Origin of the sequence: Sphingobium sp. CCH11-B1 (genome assembly GCF_001556865.1) — a bacterium.
Lineage (GTDB): Bacteria > Pseudomonadota > Alphaproteobacteria > Sphingomonadales > Sphingomonadaceae > Sphingobium.
Genome location: NZ_LSJY01000076.1, coordinates 1 through 7,007, shown reverse-complemented (window position 1 = coordinate 7,007; position 7,007 = coordinate 1). Strand labels below are relative to the sequence as shown.

Here is a 7,007-nt window from a genome sequence, read left to right as displayed (position 1 = left end):
CCGTTCGGCCGAGCAGGCGCGCAAGCGCCCATCCGAGCGCCGCCAAAGCGGCCTCGGGACGAAACTCGTTGGGCGCTGGATGGCGCTGACCGCCTGCGGGCGGACAGGTCGCTAAAGGCGACGTCACCGGCTGGCGGACGGTCGCTAAGTGGGCGGAAGAGCTTCGCGCGCGGTCATGCTGCGGTCGAAGGCTTCGACATGGCGGCGGGCGAGATCACGCTTGGCGATGTTGTGCCAATAATGATCGTCATGCCCTTCATAGTTGCCGCGACCGTTTAGCCGGATCGTGTCACCATATTGCTCGACCCGCTGACCGTCATAGGTGAGCAGCACCTCGCCCTGTGTGGTGCTGAAGCGCTTGCACTCGATAACCAGCTTGTCGGGATCGTAGGGCGGCGGCTGGCGCAAATAGTCGGGACGCTGGCGGTTTGCCGCGATCGCGGCGCAGAGGCGCTCGACGTGATGCGGATGGTTCGAGACGATGCTGAAGACATGGGAGCGGTCGAAGAAGTTGCCGAAGAAGCTGACGGCGTTCTCCACCCCTTCGAGCCATTCGCCGCGCAGATTGCGGGCGTCGCGTTCGACGAAGTCGCCATATTTTTCGAACAGGCGGTTGAGCGGATGATCGTTCAGCATCTCGATCAGCGCGTCGATCGCGGCTTCGATGGTCTCGGTGCGCAGATGGCCGTTGCTCAGGACGATGGTCGTCATGGTCGGTCCTCATGAGTTTGGAGTTTATCGAGCGGGGCGGCAACCGCCGTGCGTGGATCAGCGGCGTCGAACCACCGGCTTGGCCCGCTCGGCCGCGCGGCGGTCGAAGACGTCGGCGAGCTGGGCGGGATCACTGCCGGGCCTTGCTTCGATGATGTCGTCGCGGAAGGTCACGTCGATGCCGACCCTCAAGATGTTGCAATGGTCAACGGCTTCGCGGCAGACCTCCGCTAGGTCGCAGCAGGACGGGGCGGTGGCGGCCAGGATCTTCCACCGCAGACCGGAAAATACGATCATGGGACCCTCCATAGCGCGAGCGACAGGTAAGTTGGCCGCGCGCGGTGGCATGGCGGCCTCGCCAGGCTTGCGGCGCAGTCCGGCGATTATCGTCTGCTGCAGGTTGGCATGGCTGTAATGGTCGAGGGACAGGCCGTCAGTTGGGCTCGTCGAGCCAGTTCTCGATTTTAAGGGCGCGGATGCGCGAGAATTCGCCGTCGTTGGCGGTCACAAGCACCGCGTCCAGGGCATAGGCATGGGCTGCGATGAACAGGTCGTTCGGGCCGATCGGTTTGCCCGCGGCCTCGAGCTCGGCGCGAATTCCGCCATATTCGGTGTCGGCCGGAATATCGAGGGCGAGAACCTGGATGCTGTCGAGGATCGCTTCGATCTGGGCCAGGAGACGCGGCGATCCCTTCTTGGCGCACCCGTAGCGGAGTTCGGCGGCCACGATAATGCTGACGCAGATGCCGTCAGGGCCGACCTCGGCGATCCGCTTCGCGATGGGACCGTGCGGATTGCGTGCAAGCTCGGACACGATGTTCGTGTCGAGCATGTAGAGGGTGCTCAAAGGTCTATGGCCTTGGCCGGCAGCAGCGTATTGTCGACGTCCGGGAACTCGTCATCGGGTCCGAGCGGGTCGAGGCTCGCAAGGACTTCGAGGATATTCCGCCGACGGATCGGTTCGAGAATGAGCCGCTCGCCGTCGCGGTGGATCATGACGCTCGTTCCGGGAAGCTCGAAGTCGGCCGGGATACGCACGGCCTGGCTCTTGTTGTTGCGAAACAGTTTGGCTTCCCGCGAGGCTATCGGTTCGGATCGTGCCATGCGGTCCTCCTTGCATATACATAGACATATACATTGCGGTCGGCCATTTCAATGACGGACAGCAACAGGGACCTCGGCCCTGGCGTCTCACACCTCGAGATAGCAGTCATGGGCCAGCAGGAAGGCCTCGGCGACGGATTCGCCCTCGGCGAGCAGGCGCGGCTCGCGGGAGCCGGCCCAGATGGGACGGGGCAGATCGTCGCCCATGGCAAAGCGCCAGCGGGTGAGGCCGTTGGCGGCCTCCAGAACGAACCCGGCCTCGGTAGTCTTAAAGCGCTCTATGGTCGCCTTCTCGTCGCCGAAGTCGGGCATGTCGGCTATGCGCTCATGGCCGGCATAGCGATGCTCCCACGGCGTGAAATCCGCAATCTGGTCGGGATGCACGCCAAGGATGCGCTGGTCGATGGCAGCCCGGAGCGACCGGAAATCCTCGGCCGGGGTGATCTCCTCACGGGTCAGCCAGATCCACCCGTCAGACCCGGTGAGCGGCAGAACGATCCACGAGCCGCGATTGCACTGCCAGCCCGAGAGGCCGACGCCCCCTTGTCCATAGCTGCCGAGATGGCTCGAATAGTCGGTGAGCATGCGGCCTTCCGGCCAGTCCGGCGGCATGGGACCGATGACGCTGTTTCCCCTGACGGCGCTAAACGAGCCCCGATCCCATATGCTGTCTCGGTTGAAGACCCGGCGCTTGGTTCTGCCGGTACGAGGAAGGTCGAGCACGCGGCGTGCCTTCTCGACTGGATCCTCGCCCTGACGGACGGTGACGCAGAGGCGGAGGGTGAGCGCTCCCGAGGCAGGGCTGGCGCTGTCCTCACAATCGAGCGCGAGAACAGCTTCGTGCTGGACCGGAGACTGGCTGCTTTCCGGCACGATAGTCCGCTTGGCGGCCCAGTCCATGCGCCGGCGCTCGTACCAGCTTTGGGAAAGAAGCCAGCTGCGCGCGCGGCGCGCATCCTCGGCCTCGGCTTTGGCGAGGATCCAGTCGGGGATGGGCGCCGTGAAGACGACGTCACAGGTCGGCATGGCGAGATACTCCGGCTTGGGGGTCTGTGCGTCGCGCTTGATGGCGGCGGTCCGGTGCGATCAGGCGAGCGGCGCCGGCAGGGCCAGCCATTCCGGCTGGTCGTTTGCGATCGGCAGGTCGGTGTTCGAGGCCTCGGCCTCGGAGAAGACGGTCGCGGTTTCGAGCGAACCAAAGCCCGCTTCGCTGTTCCAGAAGAGCAGGCCCTCCTCGGCATCCCGCGTGGCGATGACTAGGCCGTGCTCGGCCTCGCCGGGACGGCGGGTCAGGGCCTTTTCGAGGCCTCGGCCCGAGCCGCCGAATTCGATGTCGTCCTCGCGGATCACGACGAAGCCGCCGCCGAACTCACCCGGACGCATGCGATCGCAATCGAGGGCATATTCGAAGCCGAAGGGAAGCGCGGAACGTGCCGTGGCCTGGATCAGCGCCGCGGCGGCCTCGATGTCGACCTGCTCGCCGTGAATCCACACGCCGGTCGTATCGCCGGTGCCGGGAGGATCGACCTGCAGGGTGAAACCAAGGCGGGGATAGTCGGGATCGGAGAAGATTTCGAGAAAGCCCAAGAACGGGTCGGCATCGGCCGGCGGGAAGCAGGTCGCGAAAGCCGGGCCCAGCGCGGAGAAGCGCGCGGCGCGTGCATCCGTTTCGAGCGGAGCATCGTCGAGGGCCTCGATGGCATCCTCGATCAGGCGCAGGACCTCGGCCTCGGCGGGCGTGACGGCGAGCGTGAAGCTCGCCTTGGTGAAGTGGTTGGCCATGCTGGCTCCTGAAGGAAAGGGATGCGGCGCAAGGCGCGTCCCCGGTCTCGGAGACAGGCGCGGCCCCTTCCCCTCCCCCGCTCCCCTTTTCGTGCGCGGAGCGCGGGCCGCAGGAGACGCGGGGAGGATATCCGCGGCCCTGGTCATCGATGGTCGGAAGGTGCGAGCGGCGTTACCGCCCAACCGGCAAGTCTAGGCCGTGCGCTTGCGGCAGCGGGGAGGCCCGACATGGTCGGCGGATACTTCGAGGTCCACGGCGAGCTGGGTGACCGTGCGCTGCGCGCCCAACCGCTGCAGACCGTCCATACGGCCGTCGAGCTTGAGCGTCTTGATCCGTGATCGAACGAGCGAAGCGGCGACGCGCAGCGTGTGGGGATCGAGCTCGGTCATGGGACTCGATCATAGCGCGGAAGGCGCGTCGAGGCGAGCGTTCAGCCGTCCTCTGCGAAGTCGCGCCAGCGGCGAACCAACTCGATCATCTCGGCCTTGCGGCCGAAGGCATCGGGATAGATCGCGCCTTCATGCTGGCCGAGAAACCCGATGATGGTTGTCATATGGGTTGCGATCGTGGCATCGACGCCGAACAGATCGGCGATAGGGAAATGACCGCAATCCTCTCCATTCCACCATGCAAGCAGGAAGTTCGCGACCCGGCGCGCCTGCCCGGTGTCGGACCGAGCGATCTCGATCAGCCGGTCGAGGGCATTGCGCGCGGCGGCTTCGCTGAAGGGTCCCTGGTCCATGGGATCAGGCTATAGCAGGGACAGGGTCACGTGAACCGGGAACTGGAGCGCCAAGCTCGGGATCGAGACCCGGCGAGCCCGCAGGGTTGCCGCGCAGGATCCACGGCATCGGCTGGATGAGCCGCGCCCAGTCGGCAAAGGACGGTATCCGCCCAAGATCCTCTGCGACATGCTGCTCCCCGATGAGCCGGACCGGAATGTCCCGGCCGTCGCTGTTGCGGATCGTAACGCCGAAGATCGTCTCGAGGAGAAAAATGCCCTCGGCATGATGCCTCAAGGCGCGGTGGCGCGGATCGGCGATGATCTTCTTGGACTCGTCGAACCACTGGTGAAGCGGCAGATAGTCCTCGGTATTACCGCCCCACCGGCGGACCGAACTCAGCGCATGATAATGGCAATGCGACATCGCTAGAGCACCGTCTCGCTGGTGTCATAGTCGATGAAGCGGGTGTTGTGCGTCAGTGTCACCGAGCCGGAAGCGACATCGACGCCGATGATGCCGTGGGCCCCTTCGCCGTTCTCCCAACCGCAATGATGAGCGCAGACCGCATTCTCGGCGAACGCGGCCAGAGCATCTTCGAGGCCGATCGTCCGCGTCGTGACAGAGCCATTAAATTCGAGCGCGAAATGGTCGCACAGGATGGTCGGAAGCTGTGCGCTGGCATCTTCGCGATAGGCGAAGACATCACCCACGCTGCCTTCGTCGCCGCCACCGTCATAGTGGATTTCGACGCGCGCGATGCCGTGTTCGCGCAGCAATGGAAGGAAGGCCGCCTTGCAGCGCGCCGCGACGGCCTGGACCGCGGTGAGACCGGTCTCGATCTCCGCGACGATCGCGGCCTCGGTAGCCGGCTGGATGGAAGCGGGTTGCTGGGTCATGCGTCGATCTCCTGGATCAGGACCTTCGCGGCCTCGGCGCTGGTCGGGTAGGCGGCGGCGAGATTACGGTGAAGGATTTCGAAGTCCGGGATGGCGAACCGTCCGTCGGCTTTGGGCCGCGTCGCGAGAAGCGCGCCGGTGACGATGTCATCGATGCGGTCCCGATCGATGGTCGGCGCAGCGCCGTCCTCATAGCGAACTGGCGGCGCAAACCCGGCCTCGACCCAGCTTTCGAGGCCATCCTGCGCGCCCTCGGTATAGGCGGCAACCGCGGGATTGCGCCGATAGGCAGCCGCATCGACCTTGAGGCCAAGCGAATAATAGACGCCGAAGTCGTGCCGGTTGGTGACCGACACGAGCGTGCAGCCGTCGGGCGGCGGGCCGAAACGGCCAATGATGGCGGCGCGGTAGGCGGCGACTTCGAGCCGGTTCAGCCGCTCGAAATCGGGCGTGTGCCCAAGCTGGGCGCAGTCCTCGTTGGCTGGGGCACCGCCGAGGTCGATGATGTCGGACATGATTGTCTCCCGTCGCGATTGGACAGGAGCCACGCTCCCCCCTCCTCTCTACGGCCGCAGGCCGGTCGGGCGGGGATTGAAGCGGACAGGAAAACTGGTGAGCAAACTTGAAGACTGGGACCAAGTACGCTATGTTGAACGAAATCGGATTTTGTTGGACACGAGACAATGGCTAAGAACAGCGGAGCGCGCCGTACTGACGGCGGGAAACACCAAGGCGGCTGGTCGGGCAAGCGCAGTGTCGGGACCGGCCATCTCCTGACGGTTCATGGTACCCAAGTGGAAGCCGTGATGGCCGCCGCGCAGCGGTCGGGGCTGCTACACGAGAAGAGCGGCCGGATCGGCGGCCGGGTTAGCCCTGCTCTCGTCGAAAAGGCGAAGGCTCGAACGGGCATCGAGACGGACACTGATCTGATCGAGTTCGCCCTCGCCAACATCGCTCTTGAGGACAAGTTCGCCGAGAAATTCAAAGCTGCGCGCGGCAAGGTGGATCCGGATCTGAAGCTCGGCTTCTAATATGTCGGGCTTCGATGTTACAGCAGCGATGCGCTGGGCGCGTTTCGACCCGCGCCGTACCTTGGCGCGGCGGCCAGACGACATTCTCCCGTTCGCGGAGCAGGATGCACTGGGCGGACAAGCGCTGCTGCTCGACACATGTGTCTATATCGATCAGATGCAGGGTCGCGCCCCGACACTGGTTGAGCAGCTTGTCGATGGACGGCAAGTCAACCATTCGACCGTGGCTATTCAAGAGCTGATGCATACTATCGGCGTGCTCGATCCGGGTGATCCCCGCACGGCTGGCGTGGTGAAGGTGATCAGGGCGCAAATCGAGGCCATGCCGGATCACCGCGTCTTCACGCCCGACGCCGAAGTGCTCGGGCGCGCAGCTCTTCTCGGCGGCGTTCTGTCGCGCATACAGGGTTACGCACGGGACGCACGGCTCAAGGCGCTGCACGACTGCGTACTTTTCCTTCAGGCGCAGAAACTCGGTTTCACGGTGCTGACCGCGAACGTCGCTGACTTCGACTACCTGCTGCAGCTTGTGCCGACCGGTCGCGTTCTGCTCTATAGGGCTGGCTGAGGGTCGGAGAGGCAGGGCCTGGGCTGGGGCGGTGAAGCAAAAAAAATAGCCCCCGCTCGTTAGAGCGAGGGCCTGGGTGATTCACGAGAGTCGCGCAGCGTTAGCTTGCGAAGGCGTGTTCGGCGGAGGACTGGCCGAGGCCGGCCTCGGTGCCCTGGGTGGCGGGGCCGGCGGTCTCGTCGGCGCCGG

Annotated in this window: 13 protein-coding genes; 2 read left to right on the top strand and 11 right to left on the bottom strand. The window is 64.9% G+C overall.

Features of this window, described 5'->3' with window-relative positions; all coding sequences use genetic code 11:
* Nucleotides 1-144: 144 nt before the first annotated feature.
* The 11 genes from AX724_RS07990 to AX724_RS07940 form a co-directional block, all read right to left on the bottom strand.
* On the bottom strand, nucleotides 145-711 hold the full coding sequence (locus tag AX724_RS07990; protein WP_066765165.1) for a hypothetical protein: 567 nt from the start codon (nucleotides 709-711) through the stop codon (nucleotides 145-147).
* Nucleotides 712-768: 57 nt separating this feature from the next.
* Nucleotides 769-1,008, bottom strand: coding sequence for a hypothetical protein (locus AX724_RS07985; RefSeq protein WP_066765161.1), 240 nt, complete (start codon nucleotides 1,006-1,008; stop codon nucleotides 769-771).
* Between the two features lie 136 nt (nucleotides 1,009-1,144).
* On the bottom strand, nucleotides 1,145-1,543 hold the full coding sequence (locus AX724_RS07980) for a type II toxin-antitoxin system VapC family toxin (protein WP_197421507.1): 399 nt from the start codon (nucleotides 1,541-1,543) through the stop codon (nucleotides 1,145-1,147).
* 11 nt (nucleotides 1,544-1,554) lie between these two features.
* Entirely contained in the window at nucleotides 1,555-1,815 is a 261-nt protein-coding gene (locus AX724_RS07975) for an antitoxin (RefSeq protein ID WP_066765158.1), read from the bottom strand.
* A gap of 87 nt (nucleotides 1,816-1,902) precedes the next feature.
* Nucleotides 1,903-2,841 carry a hypothetical protein gene (locus tag AX724_RS07970; protein WP_066765157.1) on the bottom strand — a complete coding sequence of 313 codons (939 nt, stop codon included), beginning with the start codon at nucleotides 2,839-2,841 and terminating at the stop codon, nucleotides 1,903-1,905.
* Nucleotides 2,842-2,901: 60 nt separating this feature from the next.
* A complete protein-coding gene (locus AX724_RS07965; RefSeq protein WP_066765156.1) occupies nucleotides 2,902-3,597 on the bottom strand; it encodes a hypothetical protein in 696 nt (231 codons plus the stop codon).
* Between the two features lie 192 nt (nucleotides 3,598-3,789).
* Nucleotides 3,790-3,987 (bottom strand): hypothetical protein, encoded by a 198-nt coding sequence (locus tag AX724_RS07960; RefSeq protein ID WP_066765154.1) that lies wholly within the window; start codon nucleotides 3,985-3,987, stop codon nucleotides 3,790-3,792.
* Nucleotides 3,988-4,028: 41 nt separating this feature from the next.
* Nucleotides 4,029-4,340: a DUF7673 family protein gene (locus AX724_RS07955; protein WP_066765152.1), complete on the bottom strand. Its 312-nt coding sequence runs from the start codon at nucleotides 4,338-4,340 to the stop codon at nucleotides 4,029-4,031.
* A gap of 4 nt (nucleotides 4,341-4,344) precedes the next feature.
* A complete protein-coding gene (locus AX724_RS07950) occupies nucleotides 4,345-4,746 on the bottom strand; it encodes a DUF6915 family protein (protein ID WP_066765148.1) in 402 nt (133 codons plus the stop codon).
* 2 nt (nucleotides 4,747-4,748) lie between these two features.
* Nucleotides 4,749-5,219 carry a DUF6878 family protein gene (locus AX724_RS07945; protein ID WP_066765145.1) on the bottom strand — a complete coding sequence of 157 codons (471 nt, stop codon included), beginning with the start codon at nucleotides 5,217-5,219 and terminating at the stop codon, nucleotides 4,749-4,751.
* Entirely contained in the window at nucleotides 5,216-5,734 is a 519-nt protein-coding gene (locus AX724_RS07940) for a hypothetical protein (protein WP_066765143.1), read from the bottom strand. Before AX724_RS07940 ends, AX724_RS07945 begins: the two co-directional genes overlap by 4 nt.
* 168 nt (nucleotides 5,735-5,902) lie before the next feature.
* Between AX724_RS07940 and AX724_RS24410 the strand changes: the two genes are divergently transcribed.
* Together AX724_RS24410 and AX724_RS07930 are read left to right on the top strand one after the other, a co-directional pair.
* Nucleotides 5,903-6,250 carry a hypothetical protein gene (locus AX724_RS24410; protein WP_231736570.1) on the top strand — a complete coding sequence of 116 codons (348 nt, stop codon included), beginning with the start codon at nucleotides 5,903-5,905 and terminating at the stop codon, nucleotides 6,248-6,250.
* Nucleotide 6,251: 1 nt separating this feature from the next.
* Nucleotides 6,252-6,818 carry a type II toxin-antitoxin system VapC family toxin gene (locus AX724_RS07930; protein ID WP_066765141.1) on the top strand — a complete coding sequence of 189 codons (567 nt, stop codon included), beginning with the start codon at nucleotides 6,252-6,254 and terminating at the stop codon, nucleotides 6,816-6,818.
* Nucleotides 6,819-7,007: the final 189 nt, after the last annotated feature.